This window comes from Paenibacillus sp. FSL L8-0663, assembly GCF_038008125.1.
GTDB classification, from domain to species: domain Bacteria; phylum Bacillota; class Bacilli; order Paenibacillales; family Paenibacillaceae; genus Paenibacillus; species Paenibacillus polymyxa_D.
The window spans coordinates 5,567,409-5,590,650 of the sequence record NZ_JBBOYM010000001.1 but is presented as its reverse complement, the minus strand read 5'-3'; the positions used below and the strand labels follow the sequence as shown (position 1 = coordinate 5,590,650).

The window sequence follows — 23,242 nt, the reverse complement described above, 5'->3', positions numbered from 1 at the left end:
CAAATATAAGAGATAAGGAAGGTTTTTATGAATAGCATTCAGAAAAATACAGACGTTATCTTAATTGGTGCCGGAGTCATGAGCGCGACTCTGGGATCATTGCTGAAAGAGTTAGCACCAGAATGGGAAATTAAAGTGTTTGAGAAACTCGCAAACGCAGGAGAAGAAAGCTCTAACGAATGGAATAATGCAGGTACAGGCCATGCTGCACTGTGCGAACTGAACTATACATCCGAAAAAGCTGATGGATCTATAGATATTCGTAAAGCTGTAGACATTAATGAGCAGTTTCAGCTTTCAAGACAGTTTTGGTCTTTTCTTGTAAACAGCCATTTGATTCGTAATCCTCAGGACTTTATCAAGCCAATACCTCATATGAGTTTGGTAACAGGAGAGAAAAATGTATCTTTTTTGAAAAAAAGGTTTAAAGCGCTTTCAAATATTTCTCTATTTCAAGGCATGGAATTTTCCGACGACCCTGAAAAGCTGAAGGAATGGATTCCGCTAATTATGGAAGGCCGTACATTGAATGAACCAATCGCGGCAACCAAAATCGACTCTGGAACAGATGTCAACTTTGGTGCTTTAACACGCATGTTGTTTGAGCATTTAAAAAGTAAAAACGTTGAGATCAATTACAAGCATAGTGTAAAGGATATTAAACGTGCGAGCGACGGCTCGTGGAAAGTCAAAGTCCATAATCTGGATAACGGTAAAATCGAATACCATACTGCCAAATTTGTCTTTATCGGTGGTGGGGGTGGAAGTCTACCTTTGCTACAAAGAACCGGTATTCCTGAGTCCAAATATATCGGGGGATTCCCGGTAAGTGGACTATTTATGGTATGTAACAATCCTAAGGTTGTCGCCCAGCATCATGCGAAAGTATACGGTAAAGCTAAGGTTGGTGCTCCTCCCATGTCTGTTCCGCATCTGGATACAAGATATATCGGTAACCAAAAAGCACTGCTATTTGGACCGTTTGCCGGCTTCTCACCGAAGTTCTTGAAAACGGGCTCAAATTTGGATTTGATCGGATCTGTAAAACCCAATAATCTCATCACGATGTTGGCGGCAGGCGCAAAAGAGATGGCATTGACCAAATACCTGATTCAGCAAGTGATGTTATCGAATGAAAAGCGTCTGGAAGAATTACGCGAGTTTATTCCGAACGCCAAAATCGAGGACTGGGGGATCGTGGTAGCGGGTCAACGTGTGCAGGTGATCAAAGATACGGAGGGCGGTAAAGGAACACTTCAATTTGGTACAGAAGTGGTTAGTGCTGCTGATGGTTCGATAGCTGCACTGCTCGGCGCCTCTCCGGGTGCTTCTACTGCTGTTCACGTTATGCTGGAAGTATTGGAAAAATGCTTCCCACAACATATGGAAGAGTGGGAACCAAAAATAAAAGAAATGATTCCTTCTTATGGGGTGTCACTAGCGGAAAACCCAGAGCTTTACCAAGAAATTTATGACTCCACAACGGAGGTGCTCGGTCTGGGCGAAAGGGAACCGCTTCATCGTTAATTTTTACATGGCTAGTAACTCGATCATCCAAATATTTTTAATAAAAAGCACAGTAATCTTACGATATATTGTAGAGTCCAATAAGCAACAACACCAAGCGGTGGGAAGAAAATCCCCACCGCTAAAAATGTTTGTTTAACAAAACAAAGTTTTGCAATCCTTCTGCATTTTCGATGTCACATGGATGAACAGCTTCCATGGTAAAGCTTTATGTATGAATAGATAGGGGCGCACTCACAAGAGGAGGTGCCCCTATCTATTTATGTTATATTTGTGCGGTTGGACGGATCACGATTTCGTTCACATCAATGTCAGCCGGTTGTTCAATTGCGAATCCAATTGCGCGGGCTACCGCGTCTGGTGTCATGGCTAGTTTATCCCGGATGACGGCGAGTTGATCTCTTATAGCCGGGTCTGTTAAACTTTCGGTGAAATTTGTCTGCACAATACCTGGCGAAATGATGGTTACGCGCAGTTTATCACCAGCCTCCTGGCGCAACCCCTCTGAGATGGCGCGTACGGCAAACTTCGTACCAGAGTAGACCGACTGGTTCGGAACGGTCTTGTGTCCTGCAGTAGAAGCAGTGTTCACGAAATGTCCGAAACCCTGTTTGCGAAAGACAGGCAACGCTGCAGCAATGCCATACAAAACGCCTTTAATGTTGACGTCAATCATGTGCTCCCAATCTTCCACGCGCAGATCATCGAGAGGGGATATAGGCATAACGCCAGCGTTGCTGACGAGAACATCCAGCTTCCCGTATCGTTCGCAAGCCAAAGTAACGAGGTTGCATAGATCCTCGCGCCGTCTCACGTCAGTGCGTGCATAGACAGCTTCGCCACCCCTATTCGTAATACGTGTCGCCAGTGCTTCAAGGCGGTCCACCCCGCGCGCGCCAAGCACGACTTTTGCTCCACGCTCGGCAAGCAACAGTGCTGTTGCTTCTCCAATTCCGCTGCTTGCACCTGTAATCACGACGACTTTGTTCTCTATTCTTCCTTCCAAACTCATAGCCCCATCCTTCTTTCTTTGATCTATTTGCCTTAGGCCCTTTGTTGGCCTTGCAAGTAAATTTTAAGTAGAATTCAATTGAGACAGGTAGACCGATCAAGTCCAATTCTTGCCTAATCCTATTCGGCGTGCATATAATTAGCACATCAATATTAGCGTTCAACGGAAAGGAAGGTGAAGCATGAATGGTTTCGTCTCCTCCCCCCTCTGATATTTCTACGAATCTACAAGAACTGATTCGTCTGATTGATCAACGCGCGTCTTCGGACGGTACGTTTGTTTCGTCTGTGCCAGGACTTTATTTCAGACGTGCAAGCCATGTGTCCGAGCTGAATCATACGGTCCATATGCCCTCCCTGTACGTGGTTGCGCAAGGCTCAAAGACAGCAATGCTGGCTGGAGAAAACTATGTGTACGATCCAACAACCTACATGGTCACATCAGTTCAACTTCCCGTAACTGGTAAAATAACTCAAGCCTCGTCGGAGCTTCCTTATCTCAGTCTTCAATTATCCATTAGTCCAGACGCCATCCTGGACATTATCAAGAAGAGTCCTCCTCCATGTAACGTTAAGACTGGACGCGGCATACTGGTGAGCCAATTTGACCCTCTGCTGCTTGATGCGCTGCTTCGGCTTGTCAGACTTTCGGATACGCCTGCGGATATTCAGTTTCTTGCGCCGCTTATCACGCACGAGACCCTTTATCGTGTATTACAAGGTGAGCAGGGAGCTTTAATCAGGCAATTTGCCGTAGTTGGCAGCTATGCACATAGCATCTCCAAAGCGATCCATCTGATTACCCGCGATTACTCTAAGCCTCTTGTGATCGAGGAATTGGCGAAGGAAGTAAACATGAGCCCTTCTTCCTTACACAAGCACTTTAAAAAGGTAACGGCTATAAGTCCTCTGCAGTATCAGAAGGCCATTCGACTGCAGGCTGCACGCCGCTTACTGCTCTCGGAGGGATTGGAGGCCGCCACTGTAGGCTTTCGCGTTGGCTATGAGAGTCCTTCGCAGTTCAGCCGAGAATATGGACGCATGTTTGGACGGCCACCGATGAGTGATGTTAAACATTTGCGTAACTCCCTTAGTGTCTCAGTTGATTGAGAAGTTTATCGGGTGATCCGTGGAGGTTAATATGAAAACTTTCATTTACATGGTGAGACATGGCGAATCACCAAAGACGGAAGGAAATGAAAGAACAAGAGGTTTGACTGATAAAGGTAAGTCAGATGCTTTTCAAATAACTGAGTTATTGAGAGGAGAGGGGATCGAGGTTTTCGTTTCAAGTCCATATCAACGGGCAATCCTAACCATTCAAGAATTAGCTCAATGCTCAGGACAAGAAGTTTTAATACTCGAGGATCTTAAAGAAAGAATTTTTTTGAATGAAGACAACCGAATGCCCGATGATGAATTATTCCCTTTGTTAGATAAGTCATTTTCTGATCCCAACTTTGCTTTAACGGGAGGAGAGTCTAATGCAGTTTGTCAGAATCGAAGTATAACAGTCTTAAAGGAATTGCTAATAATCTACCGAGGACGGAAAGTCGCATTAGGCACTCATGGAGCTGTAATGACTTTAATGATGGGGCATTATGACAAGCAGTACGATTTGAATTTTTTACTACACACATCCAAGCCAGACGTATACAGAATGGAATTCAATGATCAGGAATTAGTTGAGGTGAAAAGATTGTGGAACATGCCGTAATAGTTTGTGAGGAAAAGGTATAAGGACTATTCTCCAAAAAGAGACCACCCCTAAAAAAGGATGGTCTCTCTTCAAAGCTTTTCTTTTATAGCTATTGCGGTGAAGCGTTAAGCAGATCCTCGGCTATTTTTACCAGGTCTTCCTTGGTCAGTGGACTGTCCTGGTTATCAGATATGTTGAAGTGTAACCGTCTTTTTTCATCAAGCCAGCCCAGTCGGTTTTTTCCGGCCTCCAAGGGATTGCTTGTTTTGCTTGCCCTGATGTAATAGGCCTTGGTTCCTTTAATTGTCAGTTGCTCAGCCGAATCCTGTTCATTTTGCATGATGGTTGTCTTTGTGACTTCAGAAGTGTATTTGGTGACGGTAATGTTTACATAGTCGTTTCCTCTCGCATACCGGGCAAAGGAGGTGTCTGACTTGTCCCAGCTCAGCTTTTGAATAAACAGATTTTCACCCTCCGGTGCAGCTTGGGCCTGTTGCATCAGTTTATCGGTTAAAGCTCGATATTCCTTTTTATCCATCATCCTAGGATATGCAGCGCTTGGATAGACGTATCCGAATTCAAACTGATAGCCATCTGGTAGATGAGTGGGGTTGCTGAATAATGGAGCCTCAGTTCGCTTGATTTCATCTTGTAAGCTGTTGAAACTTGAAAGTTCAGCTGGCTTGTACGCAAACAGGGCCGGATTAGATAGGTTGTTCTGATTCATAGAATCGTCCTTGACGTAATAGGCAGCATACTCTCCGGGCTGCAAGCGATCTTTCACTTTTTCGTTCCACTGTGCGTAGGTGGAGGTATACGTTTTCGAGGCGTCCGTTTCGGCAGGTGTTTTGGCGGTATTTAATACAACGTCGCCCTTACTGTTGCGGAATTCAAGATATTGCGAAGCGGCGTATCCGGTCACAGAAGCCCCTAACACAAAAAGTAAGATCATAATGGGAGCGGTAATGCGCGGTTGAAGACGCATTTTTACAATGAACCCCTTTTTGGGCGTCACCTTTTGGTAGACCTGTTCCATCACTTTGTCAGAAACGTCAAAAGCTTGGATTTTTAGGACACTTTCTGGTTCTGTCAGCTTGTCCATGTTTTTTAAGTCTTTGTCTTTTGGATCGGTGTATTTCAGATTTTGTTCCTGATTTCTGCCTTGTAATTCACGCATTTCGGGTCCTCCTTTATGGGTTCCATCATTTTTTTGAGCTTTGTTTTTGTTCTGCCGTATTTTTTCTTGATAGCTTCCTCGCTCTTGTTCATAATTTCCCCGATTTCTCCAAACGTTTTTTCTTCAAAAATGCGCAGCACCAATAGGTTTCGTTCTTCTGCATTCAGTTGGTCTAATGCCCGGCTCAGCGGTTCACTGAAAAGCTGACGTTCCAAAACCTGCGCAGCACTGTCTGAAGTCATATTAGTTGAGGTGAACAGGGTAATCTTAAATTTGCGCTGTAGATTCTTCCTGCAAATCAAGTTCAGGCAGTGATGATAGGCCATTTTATACAGCCAGGAGGAGAAGCCCATTGTCAGTTTGTACATGTTAATTTTTTCAAAAGCTTTGACCAAAATATCCTGTACGGCTTCTTCTGCCTCATGCTCACTTCCTAATAGCCGCCAGCAATACACAAATATCTGACGCTGATACTCCTTCACAATGTAGGCGTAATCCTGGATTTCGCCAGCCTGAACTCGTTTGATTTTGTATTCGATTTCCTCATTCAAAAATTTAGGCACCTCCTCTGATCAAAAAGAAAACTATACCTGTATAACAAATGAAGATGACCGAAAGGGACACCTTTTCTAAATTTTTTTAGTATTAAATCTACTCTCTAAGAGAGTACGATAAAGCAGAACAATAATCACTCACGTAGTTAGTTTTATAGAGTTAAAGGTATATTGTGGAAGTGGGGGGTGTTAAAATGAAATTAAGATATTGATAAGAAGGAGGTCTACGGAATTCTTCATAAAAAGCCTTATGAGGACGCTTTGGGGCCATCTCGTAAATAAATAGGAGAGGATACGGTTTCTAATGAATGTAAGTGCTAAGAAATATAATTTTGATAATGTGATGCTTTACCTTCATGATCAAATGAAGCTGCTGCCTAACCTAGAATCAAAATACATTGGATTAACCATGCCATTTCCTCGACAAGTTGCGCTACGGAATAGGGTGGCTGAGAGTATTGAGACATTAATAGCATACGATGAGGATGTTTGTATTGCTGTTCATTTTAATCAATCTGCTGCTGGAGCTATTGAATATGAGAAAATAATTTTTATAGGAATTGATTACTTGCATCTCAAGAGAATCGCTGATTTTATGAAAAGACAAGATATAAACCTGAATATCAAAGACACCTGCATACTTTATAGAGAATGTACTGCTGACTTGAACATAAATTTGAAAGGCAATCATTCCAGAATAACAAGTTTAAATGACTTATTTGCAGGAGTCGAAATTCATATTGGTCATTTAGAGGCTGGGATGGGATATCAATATGAAAATAAACAAGTGAATGAAGATATTATTCATTACTGCTGTCATAAAGATGATGAGGAAGGTAAGGAGCATGGATACCAATTATTCGTAAAATCGTTAGATTACTTTTCCAGGAAATTGTTAGCTGAAGGATTTGTATTAGGGTACCCTGCTGTAGATTCAAAAATTAAAATGATGAAGGCTTCTTGTTCAATGTGTTTTTATCGGGATTATTATTACATTAGTGGAGCACATATATCACTCAGAACCGCTATGCAGCAAGCGGATTGGCAAATATGCGAACCATTGATGCAGATCCAAATGACCTGTAACAAGCTATATTTTGAAGAGAACTCCTTTTTTAGAGGGGTAGAAAATCGATGTATACTCAAGGACGAAGATGACTATAAGTTATCATTTAAATCTAGACTTTCCTCAATTATCGATATCCTAGAAGAGATGTATGACCATAAAAAAGATGTTTCGGACTTCCATATAGAATTAAACAGCTTTGTGCCAATTGAAGATGATACTCAGTTAACAGAAAAATTTAAAGTGATTTATGATATCGATAAATGGAAAGATGAATTAAACGATCAAGAGGTAAACTCGGCAATCCCGCCCGTTAGCTAACGAAAACTATCGGCTGTACGGGCGGGTTGCCTCACCTTCTTTTATGCAGCATACTTCTACTTATTATTCCCTTTGCGTACCTTTAACAGCTTACCCTTTACGGTTGTATTCTTCATAATCTCAAGCACCAATGGACCCTTGCCATTCAGAATCTCGACATCTGTCACATTATCTAGAATCGTAATGATCCCGATATCATCTGCGTTGACTCCGTCAAGCTTAGCGATGGTCCCCACGAAGTCGACAGCTCTAAGTTTTTTCTTCTTACCGCCGTTAAAGTTCAGCTTCATAATCTGTTGGTTTAATTGCTCGCGCTTATCTTTTTTGAGTGCGGTTTTTACATGCAGTTTTTGCTCAAAATCTTCTCTACGGAGGTCAACAGCCTCTTCTGAGGGAGCCTTTACCTGCGGAATCGCGAATCCAATATATGCTTCGATATCAGCTAATCTTCGGCCATCCTTAGGAGTGATGAGGGAAATGGCCTTCCCCGTTTTGCCAGCACGTCCCGTACGTCCTGTGCGGTGAACATAGCTTTCCTTCTCAAGGGGAATATCGTAGTTAATGACATGGGTGATATTCGTGATATCAATTCCTCGTGCGGCAACATCTGTTGCAATCAAGTAACGAAATTGACCCCTTCTGAATGCATTCATTACCTCAAATCGCTCGTCTTGCTCCATGCCACCATGAATGCGATCACATGGATATTCAAGATCAGCCAATGCCCTGAATAATGTATCTACATTCTCCTGCGTACGACAGAAAATAATGCAGCTGTCAGGATTCTCAACAATGAGCAGATCTTGCAGTAGTGCCAGCTTGTCTGACTCCTTCACCTGAATAAGAGAGTGATCAATTGTAGCGGTCGTTATACCAGTCGCTTTAATCTCAATTCTAACAGGATCTTTCATATATTTACGTGACAGTGTGGCTACGTCCTCAGGGAAGGTAGCGGAGAATAACATGGTAACCCGATCACTAGGCAGCGCTTGAATAATCGACTGAACTTGCTCGATAAAGCCCATATTCAGCATCTCATCAGCTTCATCAATCACGAGATAGGCAATCCGATCTAACGGTAACGTCCCTCGTTCAATATGATCCAGTACACGTCCTGGCGTACCTACAGCCACATGCGTCCTTTGTTTTAACTCAGCCTTTTGGATATGAAAAGGATGTTTCCCATAAAGGGGTGTTGCTTTGATCCGCTTAAAGCGTCCAATATTCGTGATGTCTTCGGTGACCTGTAACGCGAGTTCACGGGTTGGCGTCAGGATTAAAGCTTGGGGCTTATTCTCATTCCAATCTACTAGCTCACAGATTGGAATGCCGTATGCTGCTGTTTTGCCGCTACCTGTTTGCGATTTGGCGACAAGATCCTTCTTTTCAAGCGCCACAGGAATGACTTCCGTCTGAATCTCTGTTGGCGTCTCATAGCCCAAGCTATTCAGCGCTCTTACAATTTCTTCACTTAATGCGTAATCTGTAAAATGCTTCTGACTCATTTTCAACCTCTTCTGTGCTGTATTTAAGTACCATTACATATATCATGTCATCGTGTACCGAACTTATACTCATCTAGTATACTCTATATCCAGGTTCACTCTAATACATATCAGCGATTAACTTGCTGTTTTCCAGTAAGGCAACTATACTTTTTCTGAGACGAAAAAACACAGTCTGGTTGGTAGTCCAGACGCATGGACGACTCTATAATAGCAAGAGTGTCATGTCAGTAACCTTCCCCCTCGGGATGTCCATCGTTTCGATTTAAAATGAGGGGGATTCAAATGAAGCTTACGATTTATCATGATGGACAGTATTGGGTTGGAGTCGTGGAGGAGCAGGACCAAGGGAAATTGAAGACAGCCAGGTACATTTTTGGTACAGAGCCTAAAGACGAAGAGATTCTCCATTTTATTCGTGAGGAAATGTGTGAACTTGTTAGTCGGCTTTCACAAGAGGTGGCTGTAAAGGGGTCTGAGACGAAGAAGATCAATCCAAAGCGGCTAGCAAGGCAGGCAGCGTATGAATTAAGGCGAAAGGGAGTCTCTTCCAACGCACAAGAGGCCTTAAAGTTAGAGTATGAGAAGCGTAAGTTGGAGAAACGTACTTACTCTAAACAGCAAAAGGAATCTATGAAGGCACGGATAAGGGAATTAAAGGAGAAAAAGGCGAAAGAAAAACATCGTGGACATTAATAAAACCTCCATCGTTATCCGCAATTGTAACGAATTGTTTTATATCAGCATATGTAAAAATATGTGTTACGCACAAAGGGCACCCGACTGGGTGCCCTTTAAACTGTCATATAGAGATTGGTATCCGCTAAAATGAATGACTCCAAATTACTTAAGCAGTGTAAGTGTCACCTCTATCGTGTTATTAATAAATGATCGTTCTGGACGAGACTTTATCATTACGGTCAGTCCAATTAACGATACGACTAGCGCCTGTGATACAGCCTTCGCATCGAGCCCGACCTCAAGCTCACCTGATTGTATACCTCGTTCAATGGTTTCTTGAAAAATGACTGCTAGGTACATTTGATGTTCCCTTGTAAGAATTTCAAATTTCTCATCATGAGGTGCAAGTTCAACCATTGTGTTGATGCAAAAGCATCCTTTTCTGGGATTTTCCGCATACTCCTCATCGACCACACCTTCAAAAAAAGTTCGAAGTGCTTCTCTTACAGATGAATCGCTTTGAAGTTTGGTTCGGATCATAGAAGCACGGGACATCATGTATTTGCGCAGCGCAACCTCGAACAATTCTTTTTTGCCTCCAAAAGTGGAATATATACTGGGTCGTTGAATCTCCATTCTGGACGTTAAATCACTTAATGAGGTAGCTTCATATCCCTTCTCCCAAAATATTTGCATAGCTGCATCTAATACTTTATCTTCGTCAAATTCGCGGATTCGTCCCATAATCAATACCTCTCATTGTTCGTAATTTTATTCTTAATTCCATGACTCTGATCATAATTGTTAGGGGTCTTTATTTGCGTACCAGTTAGTATGTTATTATCTTATAATTAGCCCGTTATATTGTCAAATGCAGATTGGTTTATCGCACCAAGGAGATATCAGTATGAGGATAAATCAAAGATTTTTACTATATTTATTGACAGTACTCTTTTTAATGAGTTATATTTACTGGGTAAAATATCATACCGATCGGTATGATATTTTACCGGTATTTAATTAACATACAAAGAAAGCTATTAGAATAGGAGAGATGGACGATGGAGATAGGTATTACTTCGTTTGTAGAAACAAAGCCCGACGTTCAGACAGGTGAAGTGATAAGTCACGCACAGCGATTGCGCGAAGTTGTCGAGGAAATTATCCTTGCTGATCAAGTGGGGCTTGATGTGTTTGGTGTAGGTGAGCATCATCGGAAGGATTATTCTGCATCTTCACCAGCAGTTGTGCTGTCAGCGGCTGCAGCGCAGACGAAACGGATTCGGCTGACCAGTGCAGTGACAGTGCTTTCTTCAGCTGATCCCGTTCGCGTTTTTCAGGATTTTGCTACGCTGGATGGTATTTCGAATGGACGTGCGGAGATTATGGCGGGTCGAGGTTCCTTTATTGAATCTTTTCCACTGTTCGGCTATGACTTGGAAGACTATGATGAGCTGTTTGAACAACATTTGGAATTGCTCCTTAAAATACGGGAGTCCGAAAAAGTAACCTGGAAAGGCGGACATCGGCCAGCAATTAACAATTTGGGTGTGTATCCACGGCCGGTTCAGAATCCTTTACCCATATGGGTTGGCAGCGGGGGCAGGCAGGATTCTGCTATCCGGGCAGGTCTGTTAGGACTGCCCTTGATACTCGCGATCATTGGCGGGAATCCGGTAAATTTTGCACCACTTGTCCAGCTTTATAAGAAGGCAGCAGCGCACGCCGGTCATGAGGAATCAAAGCTTAGGGTTGGGTCGCACTCGATAGGATTTGTCGGAGAGAATAATGAGCAAGCTGCAGATACATATTTCCCTTCTACGATGGCAGGTATGAATAGATTGGGCAGGGAGCGGGGCTGGGCACATTATGATCGTTCTAGCTACGATGCCGCGCGCAGCTTTGAAGGTGCGCTGTATGTCGGCGATCCAGAGACTGTTGCCCAGAAGATCATTCACCTTCGCAAACATGTAGGTGTTACTCGCTTTATGTTGTATGTTCCGTTAAGCACGATGCCGCATGCCGAAGTGATGAGAGCCATTGAGCTGCTAGGAACAGAGGTAGCACCCCGAGTTCGGAAGGAAATAGCCAAGTGGGAAGCGGAGACGGAGAAAAGATTGTAAAAACCAAACATAGGAGTGATTTGCATGGATTTTGAAAATCGTTTATTACCAGAATTAAGGGCAGTAATCGCACAATTTCCTGGTTTTCAACTGGAAGAGAATTTAGAGCTGAGCAGAAGCTATTTGTCTAGTCCTCCTATTGAGCAGTCGGAGCACGTACGCACGACAAGCCGGATGATTCCGAGTGTAGCAGGCGAGATATTAGTCAAAATCTACGAACCTGCTCAGCGAACTGACGTTAGGCTTCCGGCCATGCTGTGGATTCACGGGGGAGGCTATGTGATGGGCCATCCTGATATGGACGATGCTTTGTGCGAACGCTTCGTGCAGGCGGCCAAATGCGTCGTCGTATCGGTCGATTACCGACTTGCTCCTGAGCATCCCTACCCGGCTGCCATCGATGACTGTTATGCCGCTTTGACGTGGATGACCGACAAAGCGGAGCTGCTGGGCATTGACTTAGATCGGGTCGCCATTGCAGGAGCAAGTGGGGGCGGCGGGCTGACCGCAGCACTTGCTTTAATGGCTCGTGACAAAGGTGGGCCAGCCCTCATTTTCCAAATGCCGCTGTATCCGATGATCGATGACCGCAGTATTACGGCGTCAAGTCATGAAATTACGGCCGATAACGCACCATGGAACCGGAAGAACAACTTGGCGGCCTGGAACATGTACTTAGGCAATCGTACCGAAGATAGCGAGGTGTCCCCATATGCGGTGCCGTCGAGAGCAGAAAGCTTGGCTGGCCTGCCGCCGGCTTATACGTGCGTAGGCCAGCTCGATCTATTCCGAGATGAGACGATCGAATATGTGGGACGCCTTGCCCAAGCGGGGGTGGACGTCGAATTCCATCTGTATCCCGGCACATTCCACAATTTTGAGGGAATAGTTCCACAAGCAGAAGTAAGCCAACGTGCTAGCCAAAGTTATGTAGACGCAATTGCAAGAGCCCTTAATCCTTAAACTATTAAATAGGCAGTCTCCAAAGTGATATGTTCCCAAAAGAGTAGGCAGGTTAAAACTTGCTACTGTAAGGGGAGCATATCACTTTTTGCATCAACCTTTTTTTGTCATTTCGGAGTTGTTTGGGATAAAGGAGCACCAGGTTTTCAGTCGCCCCGCAATGATGTAAAGTTTTTCGGGTAAAATCTTTACTTTTACATGTAGCAGATAATAACCTTACATTCTTATAATTGGAAATGTAAGCGATTTATTTAAGAGTAGGAATATTAAAAAACTATACGTATGAGGAGGAGATTGTATGTCGAAATTTAAAGTGGGCAAGTTGGTAAGCAGCTTGGCGTTGGCGGGTGTGTTGTTATCATCAGTTCTGATAAACCCGGCTAGTGCCAGTATGGCGAACGGTGGCAAATTCCTGGGGAATGTCATTGCGGGCAGTGTCCCTCCTAGTTACGGGACATACTGGAATCAAGTGACGCCGGAAAACTCGACTAAGTGGGAATCGGTTGAAGGCAACCGTAACAACATGAACTGGTCACAGGCCGATACCGCCTACAATTATGCCCGTAGCAATGGCTTCCCGTTCAAGTTCCATACGTTGGTATGGGGTGCCCAGGAGCCAGGTTGGGTTAGGGGGCTGTCGGCTGCTGATCAGAAAGCGGAAGTGACTCAGTGGATTAAAGCAGCAGGTCAACGCTATCCGAATGCGGAGTTTGTAGATGTGGTGAATGAGCCGCTGCATCAGAAGCCGTCCTATCGCAATGCCATTGGTGGTGACGGGTCGACCGGATGGGATTGGGTCATATGGTCGTTCCAACAGGCCAGACAAGCCTTCCCCAATGCTAAGCTGCTGATCAATGAATATGGAATTATCAATGATCCTTCGTTAACCGACCAATATGTCAATATTATTAATCAGCTCAAGAGCAGAGGCCTGATTGACGGAATTGGTATCCAATGCCACCAGTTTAGCATGGACACTGTTTCAGTTAACACGATGAACACTGTACTGAACAAGCTAGCGGCAACAGGATTGCCAATCTATGTGTCAGAACTGGATATAACTGGCGACGACAACACCCAGCTTGCCAGATACAAGGAGAAATTTCCGGTACTCTGGCAACATTCCTCAGTGAAGGGAGTTACGCTCTGGGGATATATCCAGGAGCAAACTTGGAAGCCGAACACACATCTGCTGAACTCTAACGGCACGGAACGTCCCGCGCTCCAATGGCTGAGACAATATCTGCAGAGATAAGCTATAGGTGGCACTTAAACCCCAACAGATGCGAACTTTTGCCAAATGTCTGGGCTGGGTAGATGTTTATTTGAAGAAGTCTTGGATGAAATGTTATACGCCCAAGGCTTCTTTTTATTTAGCTTAAACGAGGAGTGCCCTAATGAAGGGAAGGAACCACTTCATTAGGGCACTGGAGATTTACTACCACTATCGATCACTGCCAGTTTGTATGAAAGGACCCTGCTGCATCACTTCGTTCATAAGTATGGGCACCAAAATAATCCCTTTGTGCTTGCAAAAGGTTAGCATTTGAAATGCCTGTCCGGTAACTATCGAAATAAGTAAGTGAAGCACCTAAACATGGAAACGAAATAGCAGAATTAATACCCTCACAGACTACTTTTCGCAATCCCAATTGATATTCTTTAACCTTTTCAGCAAAATACGGGGCGATTAAGAGATTAGCCAAATTCGGCTGTTCTTGATATGTTTCGCTTATTACATTTAAGAATTCGGCACGAATGATGCAACCACCACGGAAAATAAGGGCAATATCCTGTAAAGGTAAATTCCATCCGTAAAGCTCAGAAGTCATTTTATATTGTATAAATCCTTGCGCGTAGGCACAAATTTTACCCATATAAAAAGCTTGTCTAATGTACTCAATCCACACATTTTTATCTAAACTTCGCCGATCAATCTCTGGGCCTGTCAGGATATTTTCTGCATAAACTCGTTCCTCTTTTAAAGAGGAGATGTAACGGGCAAACAATGACTCTGTAATAATGGATGATGGGATTCCATGATCAATTGCTTGAATACTTGTCCATTTACCTGTGCCCTTTTGCCCTGTTTTATCCAGAATCACATCGATCAGAGGTAAGCCTGTTATTTCATCTTTTTTTCGTAAAATCTCTGCGGTAATTTCGATTAAATAACTTTTCAGTTCCCCTTGATTCCATGTTTCAAAGATGTCGGCAATTTCATTAACAGATAAACATAGCCTCTTTCTTAAAAATGTATAGACTTCTGCGATTAATTGCATATCTGCGTACTCAATTCCGTTATGTACCATTTTTACAAAGTGACCGGATCCTTTTGGACCCATATAAACACAGCAAGGATCTCCGCCCACTTGGGCTGCTATTTTTGTTAGAATAGGAGCTGCTTTCTCATATACGTCTTTATCTCCACCAGGCATGATCGAAGGTCCATTTAAAGCCCCAACTTCGCCGCCGGAAATACCGATTCCTAAATAACCGATTCCTTTTGACTTCAATTCATCATATCTACGTTCCGTATCTTTGTAATGGGAGTTACCACCGTCCATGATCACATCGCCTGCTTCAAGGAAGGGTACTAATGTACCTATTACCGAATCGACTGGTTTGCCCGCTGTTACCATAAGGAAAATTTTCCTTGGAGTTTTTAAGGCGTAAACAAAATCTTGAATTTCGTAGTAGGGATGGATGGAGTGACCTTCACTTTTTTTAACAAGATCATCTGTTAAATCCCTCGTATAATTATAGACAGCGACTTTTTCACCTTTGCCAGCCATGTTTAAAGCGATATTACGGCCCATTACCCCTAAACCAATAACACCAATGGTATTGAACATTCTTTTCTGCTCCTTTTATGTGAAATGAATAGGCCGTAGATCCTCACTTATAAACTTAGAAGATCCTAAGAAAAATAAGTGGGGGATCTACCGCCCGGGAATCGTGGTTTATACGAATAAACTTAGTACTAAAATAAATCCTAATCCGGCTACCGAAATGATGGTCTCAAGCAATGTCCATGTTGCAAATGTTTCTTTCATGCTTAAACCAAAATACTCTTTAAACATCCAGAAACCAGCATCGTTAACATGTGAAGCTATTAAACTACCCGCTCCCGTGGCGAGCACAACTAAAGCAAGATTAACGTCGGATTGTCCTAACATCGGTATAACTAAACCAGCGGTTGTTAAAGCTGCAACAGTTGCAGAACCTAAGGAAATACGTAAGATTGCAGCGATGATCCAGGCAAGTAAAATGGGTGATAATGTAGTTCCATTGAATAATTCAGCTACATAGTCGCCTACGCCGCCATTAATCAGTACTTGTTTGAAGGCTCCGCCGCCCCCAATGATTAAGAGCATCATCCCAATATGAGTAATAGCCGTTGTACAAGATGCCATTACATCTTTGATTGGAATTTTTCTTGCTATTCCCATGGTGTAGACAGCTACCAGTAAGGAAATTAACATGGAAGTTGATGCATCACCAATGAAACGGATCGCTGCTAGTAAACTATTATCTTCAAATCCCATTGTTTTTTGAAGCAAAGTAATAATCGTAGCAATAGACATTAAAATGACAGGAAGCATTGCAGTAAATACACTGATTCCAAATCCAGGAGTTTCCTCGGACTTAAATACTTTTTGTTCACCTAAAGAGGCAATATTACCAGTTTTCGTAAATGATGCAGGAACGAGTTTTTTGGCAAGCTTCGTAAATACAGGTCCAGCTAAGATAACGGTTGGAATGGCAATAATGAAACCATAAAGTAAAACCTCACCAAGATTCGCGCCATATTCACGGGCAATAACTGTCGGCCCTGGGTGTGGAGGTAAGAAACCGTGTGTTACGGATAAAGCTGCAATCATCGGAATACCGAGATGTAAGATAGAAACCTTTAATTGTTTTGAAATGGCAAATACGATTGGAATTAATAATACTAATCCTACTTCAAAAAATAGCGCTACACCGATAATGAATGAAGCAGCTACGACCGCCCATTGAATATTTTTTTCACCAAATTTGTCTACGAGGGTCATGGCAATTCGTTGAGCACCACCAGAATCAGCGATCAACTTACCTAACATCGCTCCAAGTCCAAAGATTAACGCTAAGTGACCAAGGGTTCCGCCTAATCCGGCTTCGATGGTTTTAACAATTTCTTCTAAAGGCATTCCAAGTGCTAAAGCGACGCCGAACGATACAATGATTAATGAAATAAAGGTGTTCAATTTGAAGGCCATGATTAAAACGAGTAATGCTAAAATTCCAATCGCTACGATAACTAATGGCATTGTAATTACCCCCTGCTTTTTATCTTTTTAGTGTTTAATTAGGCTTCTTTGATAATTGGAAATACGTGTATAATCTTCTTCTAATACTCTGGATAGGTTAATGAAAATCGGCAGCAATTTTCTGTATTCCTTGGTTGCTTCTTCTTTGGGTGTATGTTTGTTGGTACTGCCAACCATTTCAGAGACGACTTCAAAGGATTGAATTTTTCCGGTGGCATACAAGCCTAAAATACAAGCTCCTAGACAAGAACTTTCGTAGCTTTCTGGAACGACGACTTCAGATGCGAATATATCGGACATCATTTGTCGCCAAACATCTGACCTTGCGAAGCCTCCAGTAGCCTGAATTCGGGTCACGGGACCGTCCATGCATTCAGTTAATGCCAAAAATACGGTGTACAAATTGTAAATGACTCCTTCTAGGGCTGCGCGAATCATATGTTCTTTCTTATGTGACATCGTCAAACCGAAGAATGAGCCACGTACATCTGGATTCCATAATGGGGCACGTTCACCAGCCAGGTATGGATGGAATAACAATCCGTCAGATCCTGGTCTTACACGTTCAGCAATCTTGGTTAGTACATCATATGGATCAATTCCTAGTCTTTTCGCTGTTTCTACTTCTGATGAGGCAAGCTCGTCACGGATCCAGCGAAGGACCATCCCGCCATTGTTCACCGGCCCCCCAATAACCCAGTGTTTTTCCGTTAAGGCATAACAAAATATTCTTCCCTTTTCGTCTGTTTGAGGCTTGTCTATAATGGTTCGAATGGCACCGCTTGTCCCGATTGTGACGGCAACCTCGCCTTTTCGTATCGCATTTACACCTAGATTAGAAAGGACTCCATCGCTAGCTCCAATGACAAACGATGTTTGTGGATCGATCCCCATCTTTTTTGCTAAATCTGAATCACAGTTGGTAAATATCTGGATTGTTGGCACGAGCTCAGATAATTGAGAAGGTGTTATACCCGCAATTTTTAATGCTTCTTCATCCCAATCTAATTTTTCTAGATTCATCATGCCCATGGCAGAAGCCAGGGAATAATCCACTACATATTGATCAAAGAACTTTTTGAAAATATATTCTTTAATTCCGATATACTTTTTAACCTTGACAGCGGTTTCAGGAAGATCATTCACAATCCAAGCTATTTTTGTTAAGGGTGACATGGGGTGAATGGGTGTTCCTGTTCGTTTATAGACTTCATGGCCATTCAACTGATCTTTTATTTTATGTGCCCATGCTTCACTTCGATTGTCTGCCCAAGTGATACAAGACGTAAGTGGGAGGTCATTTTCATCCATCGCAATGACACTATGCATGGCACTGCTAAATGAAACAAACGATAGCTTTTTTTGTGAGTGATGTTTCATGATATTCGAAATGGCCTGTAGGACAGCCTGAAAAATCTCTTCTGGGTTTTGTTCAGCTGTCGCTATGTCCGGTGTATAAAGCGGGTATCCAATATTCTCTTGTTGGATGACTTCGCCTTTTTCGCTAAATAGAACGGCTTTCGTACTTGTGGTCCCGATATCTACACCCAACATATAGTTAGTCATTTTGTTGCACGACTCCTTTAGATAGCATTTGTTGTGACATCCATAGGTCTTCTACTTTACCTTGAACATCATCAAAGTTTTCATGTAAAGACTTGATCATGAGGTCTCTATCTTTTGCTTTGATTGCTTCAATATAAAGTTCGTGATTGTTTATAATGCGTGTAAAATCTTCATACTTTTCTTTGAAACGCATACGCATCGACAAAAGAATGAGACTTTCCATAACAGGCTTCAAATTATTCCAAATCATCAGAATTTGAGAATGATTGACTGCACGAATAATCGTTTCATGGAATAAGACATCTTGATATGAAAACTCATCAGCATCACCATATTTGATGGCGACTTTCATCATTTCGAGTATTTTACTAAGTTCCTTCGCCAAATCATTAGTGTCCATCTTTACAAGACGTTCAAATACGAAGGATTCTATGAGCAGACGGACATCATAAATTTCTTCTATTTCTTTTTCTGATAGGCCAATAACAACGGCTCCCATTCTTTCTAATCGAATGATATTTTCGGATGCCAGTATTTTTAACGCTTCACGAATGGGTGAGCGACTTACAGTGAAATCAGCAGCTAGTTTATTTTCAGATAATATGGTACCGCTTTCAATCCCGCCAGAAATAATGCGCATTCTAAGCTCGGAAGTTACGCGATCACCAGCTGAGGCTTTTAAAAGCCATTTGGAGGGATATAGGAATTCTGATTCGACCATCATTTCACCTTCTCAATTAATCAAGTATACTTGTATACAGGTATTATAATCTTAAATTTTAAATTTGCAAGCGTATTCATTAAGTTTGTTTTGTAAGCCTGTTCGGACTTTTTTGTGCAAATGCACAATCAATTTCGTCTGTTCTTCAATATTTTTCACATACAGCAATCGATATAATGAAAGCGTAATCAAAAATTGCCCGGGGGGTTAGACAGATGGAAGGATTGACGATCAGTTGGATAGGGGCTCTGGCAGGGCTGGCTATTGCAATTATTCTGATATTAAGAAAGCTGAATCCGGTTTATGCTTTATTTTTGGGAGCTATTGTAGGCGCTTTATTGGGCGGAGCCAATCTGGAGCAGACGATCAGCGTGTTAATAAGCGGTACGCAAAGTGTGATGGGGACGGTCATTCGTGTGCTTGCCGCAGGTGTATTGGCAGGCGTAATGATGGAATCCGGGGCGGCGGAGACGATTGCGCAGGCTATTGTAAAGAAATTTGGCGGTAGTAAAGCGATACTCGCACTAGCCTTAGCGACGATGATTATTACGGCGGTAGGTGTATTTATTCCCGTTGCCGTGCTGATTGTGGCACCTATTGCATTGTCGGTCGGTAACAAAATGGGGATTTCCAAGCTGGCGCTCCTGTTGGCTTTGTCTGGAGGCGGAAAAGCGGGGAACATCATCTCTCCCAATCCTAATACGATTGCGGCGGCGCGCGGATTTAATCTGGATTTAAGCCACGTGATGTTGGCGGGCGTGGTTCCTGCGATATGCGGTTTAATCATGACTGTATTGGTGGCATCTATGTTGAAAACCAAAGGTGTGAAGGTGTCCGACCAGGATATTATGGACAGTGATGTCGATACATCGAAATATCCAGCGTTGGGACGGGCGATTGTAGCCCCGCTGGTAGCTGTTATTTTGCTGATGATTAACCCGATTGGTTCCATCTCCGGCATTGAAGCACTTTCGAGTTTCAAGGTGGATGCGATGTACATTTTGCCGATCGCCGGGATTGTGGGTATGCTGGCCATGGGACAAGGGCGCAATATCCTGAAGTATTCGGCCTCCGGTTTAAATAAAATGACAGCGACTGTGCTGATTTTGATCGGTGCAGGCGGGATTGCCGGTCTGATCTCTGCCTCCAACTTGTCTGCACAGGTGGTTGGCCTGATTGAAGCTTCGGGAGTTTCCGGTACATTTTTGGCACCGCTTGCAGGTATTCTGATGGCAGCCGCCACGGCGTCCACCTCGACGGGAGTTATTTTGGCGACAGGCTCGTTTGGGGAAGCCATTCTGAACATGGGGACGGCCCCGCTCGCCGCAGCTGTGATGGTGCATACAGGAGCTACAGTCATTGATTCCTTGCCGCAGGGCAACTATTTTCACGTCACGGCAGACAGCATGAAAATGAGCATTAAACAACGGATGGGATTGATTCCTTACGAAGCTATTGTGGGTGGGACGATGGCAATTGTAGCGACACTCATGTATGGATTTTTACTTTAATATTTACAATGGGGTGAGAAGATGAGAGAGAAAACATTTGTGCTGGCACCAGATTCTTTTAAAGAAAGCATGACGGCTAAAGAAGTGTGTATCGCGATGGAGAATGGACTGCGCAAGGTCTATCCAGCAGCGAATTACGTCCACGTACCGATGGCGGACGGCGGTGAAGGAACGGTGCAGTCACTGGTGGATGCGACAGGCGGACAGGTTCGTTATATTGAGGTGACAGGACCACTTGGAGAACCTGTAACTGCTGCATACGGCTTGCTGGGAGACGGCACCACGGCGGCAATCGAGATGGCATCCGCCAGTGGAATCCATCTGGTTAACAAGGATAACAAGAACCCGTTAAAGACAACCACCTACGGTACAGGGGAGTTAATCCGTGAATGTCTGAACCAGGGAATTCGAAAAATTATCATCGGCATTGGCGGAAGCGCGACGAATGATGGCGGTACAGGCATGGCGGAAGCACTGGGCGCCAGATTTCTGGATGCAACAGGCAATACTCTTCCGCGCGGTGGCGGTAGTCTGGGCGAGCTGGCCAGTGTCGATATTTCATCACTGGATGGCCGGTTGCAGCAGGTACAACTGATTGTAGCCTGTGATGTGACAAATCCGCTGTGCGGAGAGCATGGGGCCTCTCAAGTATTCGGGCCACAAAAAGGGGCAACCCCGGAGATGGTGCAGCAATTGGATGCCAATCTTGCCCATTATGCCGATGTGGTGAAGCAGCAACTAGGCAAGGATGTGCGCGATCTCCCAGGCGCAGGCGCAGCAGGTGGATTGGGTGCGGGCTTATTGATTTTCACTCAAGCGGCGCTGCAAAAAGGCATTGAAATTGTGATTGAATACACCGGTTTAAAACAAAAGCTTGCCACGGCCGATATCGTTTTGACGGGGGAAGGCGGTATTGATTTTCAGACTAAATTCGGTAAAACTCCTTATGGAGTAGCTCAGGCGGCCAAACAGTCTGGCAAAAAGGTTATTGCGGTTGCAGGTTATATCGGGGAAGGGATCGACACGTTGTACAAGGAAGGAATAGATGCGGTGTTCGGCATCGTACCGGGAGCCTCGGAGCTCGGTAAGCTGCTGGCCGAAGGGCCGCAAAACGTAGAGCGTACGTGCGAGAATATCGCAAGAGTACTTCAATTCAGCGAGAAGTGAACCGAATAATACGAGCGCTCGCCTGTAATCCCGAGCTTAGCTAAAGCCGGATTGACTGAGAAATTGGGAGTGCGGCGAGCGGATACATGATATTTCTGGCGTATGGTCAGGGGCGTGAAACAGCTGTTCATTGATACAGTGCCAATAAGCCGTGCGTAAGCTCAAAAAGCTGAAGGAGATTCCGGGGATCTTTACCAGTTAAGGTATGGATGCGCTTCAGGCGGTATTGCAGCGTATTTCGGTGAATGTTTAATTCATCTGCCGTAAAGGAGACACTGCCGTTATGGTTAATAAAGCTTCGCAGCGTATCCAGCAAATCCACGGTATCCTCCAGCTTGCTCACCAGATAGATCGTGTTCGTCAGGTTCGTTTGACTCAATTTGACCAGAAATTCGACTTCCGCAAAAGAAATTTTTTGCACAGGCGGGCGCAAAGCCAGTAAAACATTCATAGCTGACTTGGCTTGCATATAAACATCCGCAATGTTGTGCTCTTGTCTGCTGACCGTAATCAGCACATCGGGATGGCTGCGCACAAGTGGCTCTAGCAGTTTGTCTGTCGGTTCCTGATTTTGTATTAGGACGAGATAACAATCTTCCTCCATACGAAAGGATGGATGCTGCATGAATATATTGGACAACTCGGCTAAATGAGCTGGATCAGCAGGCAGATACTTTACATATACAGCCGAAGTTTTTAGAAGCAAATCAATGTGATATTGAGCTGCTTCTTTTTTTATTTTTTGCGTGTAGGCTCCCTGATGATTCAATAACATTTCCAGCACAGATTTTTTGCGATTGGCTTCATAGGCCAGATGCTCCAATGAGATGCGCTGTTCAATCAGGAGAGATACTGTAGTTTTAACAATATTGCAAAAAGGACGCACTTCATCGGGATTGCCTGAAATACCAATCACGCCAACTAACTCATGATGAATGACAATCGGTTCGTTGGTTCCCCTTTTCTCATAGTGGCCGTCCTGCCACACTTCAATCATTTTCCCGGTTTCGAGCGCCTGAACAGCGCCTTGGTGAATGGTTCCGATTCGTTCACTCTCGCCGCTGCCAATGATGATGCCTCGTTCATTCATTATATTGATATTGTATGGAATATCCTTCATCATTTTGTCTACGATGTCTTGGGCTTGTTTTTCGGAGAGCTGAAACAAATCCGGATTCCTCCTTTATCTATCGTGATATAGTGTACCTTAATGTACTACCTTTATGAAAGGGTTTCCAATTTATTGTGCATCTGAACAATATGATAAGGCAGGTCGCCGAGCATGTCAGTCCATTTTATCATAGATGTGAAGAATCGTTGTACGCAAAAAAACAGGGCTC

At 43.6% G+C, this 23,242-nt stretch carries 20 protein-coding genes; 10 read left to right on the top strand and 10 right to left on the bottom strand.

What is annotated here, in order from left to right; translation table 11 throughout:
- The first annotated feature begins 27 nt into the window (after window positions 1-27).
- Window positions 28-1,527, top strand: coding sequence for a malate:quinone oxidoreductase (locus MKY75_RS24825; protein ID WP_340886931.1), 1,500 nt, complete (start codon window positions 28-30; stop codon window positions 1,525-1,527).
- A 265-nt stretch (window positions 1,528-1,792) separates the two neighbouring features.
- Here MKY75_RS24825 and MKY75_RS24820 read toward each other — a convergent pair whose 3' ends face one another.
- Entirely contained in the window at window positions 1,793-2,539 is a 747-nt protein-coding gene (locus MKY75_RS24820; RefSeq protein ID WP_049817054.1) for an SDR family oxidoreductase, read from the bottom strand.
- Between the two features lie 185 nt (window positions 2,540-2,724).
- Between MKY75_RS24820 and MKY75_RS24815 the strand changes: the two genes are divergently transcribed.
- Both MKY75_RS24815 and MKY75_RS24810 read left to right on the top strand, forming a co-directional pair.
- Complete coding sequence (locus MKY75_RS24815) at window positions 2,725-3,648, top strand: AraC family transcriptional regulator (RefSeq protein ID WP_340886929.1); 924 nt, start codon at window positions 2,725-2,727, stop codon at window positions 3,646-3,648.
- 31 nt (window positions 3,649-3,679) lie between these two features.
- On the top strand, window positions 3,680-4,255 hold the full coding sequence (locus MKY75_RS24810) for a histidine phosphatase family protein (protein ID WP_209950103.1): 576 nt from the start codon (window positions 3,680-3,682) through the stop codon (window positions 4,253-4,255).
- A 91-nt stretch (window positions 4,256-4,346) separates the two neighbouring features.
- Here the strand turns inward: MKY75_RS24810 and MKY75_RS24805 are convergent, their stop codons facing one another.
- Together MKY75_RS24805 and MKY75_RS24800 are read right to left on the bottom strand one after the other, a co-directional pair.
- Window positions 4,347-5,414, bottom strand: a complete 1,068-nt coding sequence (locus tag MKY75_RS24805) for a DUF4367 domain-containing protein (RefSeq protein WP_029518887.1) — start codon at window positions 5,412-5,414, stop codon at window positions 4,347-4,349.
- A complete protein-coding gene (locus MKY75_RS24800; protein ID WP_340886927.1) occupies window positions 5,375-5,965 on the bottom strand; it encodes an RNA polymerase sigma factor in 591 nt (196 codons plus the stop codon). Before MKY75_RS24800 ends, MKY75_RS24805 begins: the two co-directional genes overlap by 40 nt.
- A 307-nt stretch (window positions 5,966-6,272) precedes the next feature.
- Here MKY75_RS24800 and MKY75_RS24795 point away from each other — a divergent pair, with 307 nt between their 5' ends.
- The gene (locus MKY75_RS24795; RefSeq protein WP_239645252.1) at window positions 6,273-7,355 is read left to right on the top strand and encodes an elongation factor G; all 1,083 of its coding nucleotides are present in this window, start codon (window positions 6,273-6,275) and stop codon (window positions 7,353-7,355) included.
- Between the two features lie 56 nt (window positions 7,356-7,411).
- On the opposite strand, the gene MKY75_RS24790 is transcribed toward MKY75_RS24795, so the two are convergent.
- Window positions 7,412-8,860, bottom strand: coding sequence for a DEAD/DEAH box helicase (locus MKY75_RS24790; RefSeq protein ID WP_029518884.1), 1,449 nt, complete (start codon window positions 8,858-8,860; stop codon window positions 7,412-7,414).
- Between the two features lie 285 nt (window positions 8,861-9,145).
- On the opposite strand from MKY75_RS24790, the gene MKY75_RS24785 reads away from it, so the two are divergent.
- Window positions 9,146-9,556, top strand: a complete 411-nt coding sequence (locus MKY75_RS24785) for a YjdF family protein (protein WP_340886923.1) — start codon at window positions 9,146-9,148, stop codon at window positions 9,554-9,556.
- Between the two features lie 147 nt (window positions 9,557-9,703).
- Here MKY75_RS24785 and MKY75_RS24780 read toward each other — a convergent pair whose 3' ends face one another.
- Window positions 9,704-10,285 carry a TetR/AcrR family transcriptional regulator gene (locus MKY75_RS24780; RefSeq protein ID WP_340886920.1) on the bottom strand — a complete coding sequence of 194 codons (582 nt, stop codon included), beginning with the start codon at window positions 10,283-10,285 and terminating at the stop codon, window positions 9,704-9,706.
- A gap of 317 nt (window positions 10,286-10,602) precedes the next feature.
- On the opposite strand from MKY75_RS24780, the gene MKY75_RS24775 reads away from it, so the two are divergent.
- The 3 genes from MKY75_RS24775 (at window position 10,603) to MKY75_RS24765 (ending at window position 13,882) form a co-directional block, all read left to right on the top strand.
- On the top strand, window positions 10,603-11,664 hold the full coding sequence (locus MKY75_RS24775) for an LLM class flavin-dependent oxidoreductase (RefSeq protein ID WP_029518881.1): 1,062 nt from the start codon (window positions 10,603-10,605) through the stop codon (window positions 11,662-11,664).
- 24 nt (window positions 11,665-11,688) lie between these two features.
- On the top strand, window positions 11,689-12,627 hold the full coding sequence (locus MKY75_RS24770; RefSeq protein WP_340887127.1) for an alpha/beta hydrolase: 939 nt from the start codon (window positions 11,689-11,691) through the stop codon (window positions 12,625-12,627).
- 298 nt (window positions 12,628-12,925) lie between these two features.
- Window positions 12,926-13,882: an endo-1,4-beta-xylanase gene (locus MKY75_RS24765; protein WP_340886918.1), complete on the top strand. Its 957-nt coding sequence runs from the start codon at window positions 12,926-12,928 to the stop codon at window positions 13,880-13,882.
- A 196-nt stretch (window positions 13,883-14,078) separates the two neighbouring features.
- On the opposite strand, the gene gnd is transcribed toward MKY75_RS24765, so the two are convergent.
- The 4 genes from gnd to MKY75_RS24745 form a co-directional block, all read right to left on the bottom strand.
- Window positions 14,079-15,482 carry a decarboxylating NADP(+)-dependent phosphogluconate dehydrogenase gene (gene gnd, locus MKY75_RS24760; RefSeq protein ID WP_340886916.1) on the bottom strand — a complete coding sequence of 468 codons (1,404 nt, stop codon included), beginning with the start codon at window positions 15,480-15,482 and terminating at the stop codon, window positions 14,079-14,081.
- A 108-nt stretch (window positions 15,483-15,590) separates the two neighbouring features.
- A complete protein-coding gene (locus MKY75_RS24755) occupies window positions 15,591-16,937 on the bottom strand; it encodes a GntP family permease (RefSeq protein WP_340886914.1) in 1,347 nt (448 codons plus the stop codon).
- A gap of 27 nt (window positions 16,938-16,964) precedes the next feature.
- A complete protein-coding gene (gntK, locus tag MKY75_RS24750) occupies window positions 16,965-18,503 on the bottom strand; it encodes a gluconokinase (RefSeq protein WP_340886912.1) in 1,539 nt (512 codons plus the stop codon).
- A complete protein-coding gene (locus MKY75_RS24745) occupies window positions 18,496-19,227 on the bottom strand; it encodes a GntR family transcriptional regulator (protein WP_250241068.1) in 732 nt (243 codons plus the stop codon). Before MKY75_RS24745 ends, gntK begins: the two co-directional genes overlap by 8 nt.
- Before the next feature lie 212 nt (window positions 19,228-19,439).
- On the opposite strand from MKY75_RS24745, the gene MKY75_RS24740 reads away from it, so the two are divergent.
- A complete protein-coding gene (locus tag MKY75_RS24740; RefSeq protein ID WP_025719225.1) occupies window positions 19,440-20,735 on the top strand; it encodes a GntP family permease in 1,296 nt (431 codons plus the stop codon).
- Window positions 20,736-20,756: 21 nt separating this feature from the next.
- Window positions 20,757-21,902 (top strand): glycerate kinase family protein, encoded by a 1,146-nt coding sequence (locus MKY75_RS24735; RefSeq protein ID WP_340886911.1) that lies wholly within the window; start codon window positions 20,757-20,759, stop codon window positions 21,900-21,902.
- 127 nt (window positions 21,903-22,029) lie between these two features.
- On the opposite strand, the gene MKY75_RS24730 is transcribed toward MKY75_RS24735, so the two are convergent.
- Window positions 22,030-23,070, bottom strand: a complete 1,041-nt coding sequence (locus tag MKY75_RS24730) for a CdaR family transcriptional regulator (protein ID WP_209950091.1) — start codon at window positions 23,068-23,070, stop codon at window positions 22,030-22,032.
- Between the last annotated feature and the right edge of the window lie 172 nt (window positions 23,071-23,242).

Coding starts and splice junctions, on each gene's coding strand:
- MKY75_RS24815 (WP_340886929.1), top strand. CDS start 2,725: ATGGTTTCGTCTCCTCCCCCCTCTGATATTTCTACGAATCTACAAGAA.
- gnd (WP_340886916.1), bottom strand. CDS start 15,482: ATGTTCAATACCATTGGTGTTATTGGTTTAGGGGTAATGGGCCGTAAT.
- gntK (WP_340886912.1), bottom strand. CDS start 18,503: ATGACTAACTATATGTTGGGTGTAGATATCGGGACCACAAGTACGAAA.
- MKY75_RS24820 (WP_049817054.1), bottom strand. CDS start 2,539: ATGAGTTTGGAAGGAAGAATAGAGAACAAAGTCGTCGTGATTACAGGT.
- MKY75_RS24740 (WP_025719225.1), top strand. CDS start 19,440: ATGGAAGGATTGACGATCAGTTGGATAGGGGCTCTGGCAGGGCTGGCT.
- MKY75_RS24770 (WP_340887127.1), top strand. CDS start 11,689: ATGGATTTTGAAAATCGTTTATTACCAGAATTAAGGGCAGTAATCGCA.
- MKY75_RS24805 (WP_029518887.1), bottom strand. CDS start 5,414: ATGCGTGAATTACAAGGCAGAAATCAGGAACAAAATCTGAAATACACC.
- MKY75_RS24755 (WP_340886914.1), bottom strand. CDS start 16,937: ATGCCATTAGTTATCGTAGCGATTGGAATTTTAGCATTACTCGTTTTA.
- MKY75_RS24775 (WP_029518881.1), top strand. CDS start 10,603: ATGGAGATAGGTATTACTTCGTTTGTAGAAACAAAGCCCGACGTTCAG.
- MKY75_RS24780 (WP_340886920.1), bottom strand. CDS start 10,285: ATGGGACGAATCCGCGAATTTGACGAAGATAAAGTATTAGATGCAGCT.
- MKY75_RS24785 (WP_340886923.1), top strand. CDS start 9,146: ATGAAGCTTACGATTTATCATGATGGACAGTATTGGGTTGGAGTCGTG.
- MKY75_RS24825 (WP_340886931.1), top strand. CDS start 28: ATGAATAGCATTCAGAAAAATACAGACGTTATCTTAATTGGTGCCGGA.
- MKY75_RS24735 (WP_340886911.1), top strand. CDS start 20,757: ATGAGAGAGAAAACATTTGTGCTGGCACCAGATTCTTTTAAAGAAAGC.
- MKY75_RS24765 (WP_340886918.1), top strand. CDS start 12,926: ATGTCGAAATTTAAAGTGGGCAAGTTGGTAAGCAGCTTGGCGTTGGCG.
- MKY75_RS24810 (WP_209950103.1), top strand. CDS start 3,680: ATGAAAACTTTCATTTACATGGTGAGACATGGCGAATCACCAAAGACG.
- MKY75_RS24795 (WP_239645252.1), top strand. CDS start 6,273: ATGAATGTAAGTGCTAAGAAATATAATTTTGATAATGTGATGCTTTAC.
- MKY75_RS24745 (WP_250241068.1), bottom strand. CDS start 19,227: ATGATGGTCGAATCAGAATTCCTATATCCCTCCAAATGGCTTTTAAAA.
- MKY75_RS24790 (WP_029518884.1), bottom strand. CDS start 8,860: ATGAGTCAGAAGCATTTTACAGATTACGCATTAAGTGAAGAAATTGTA.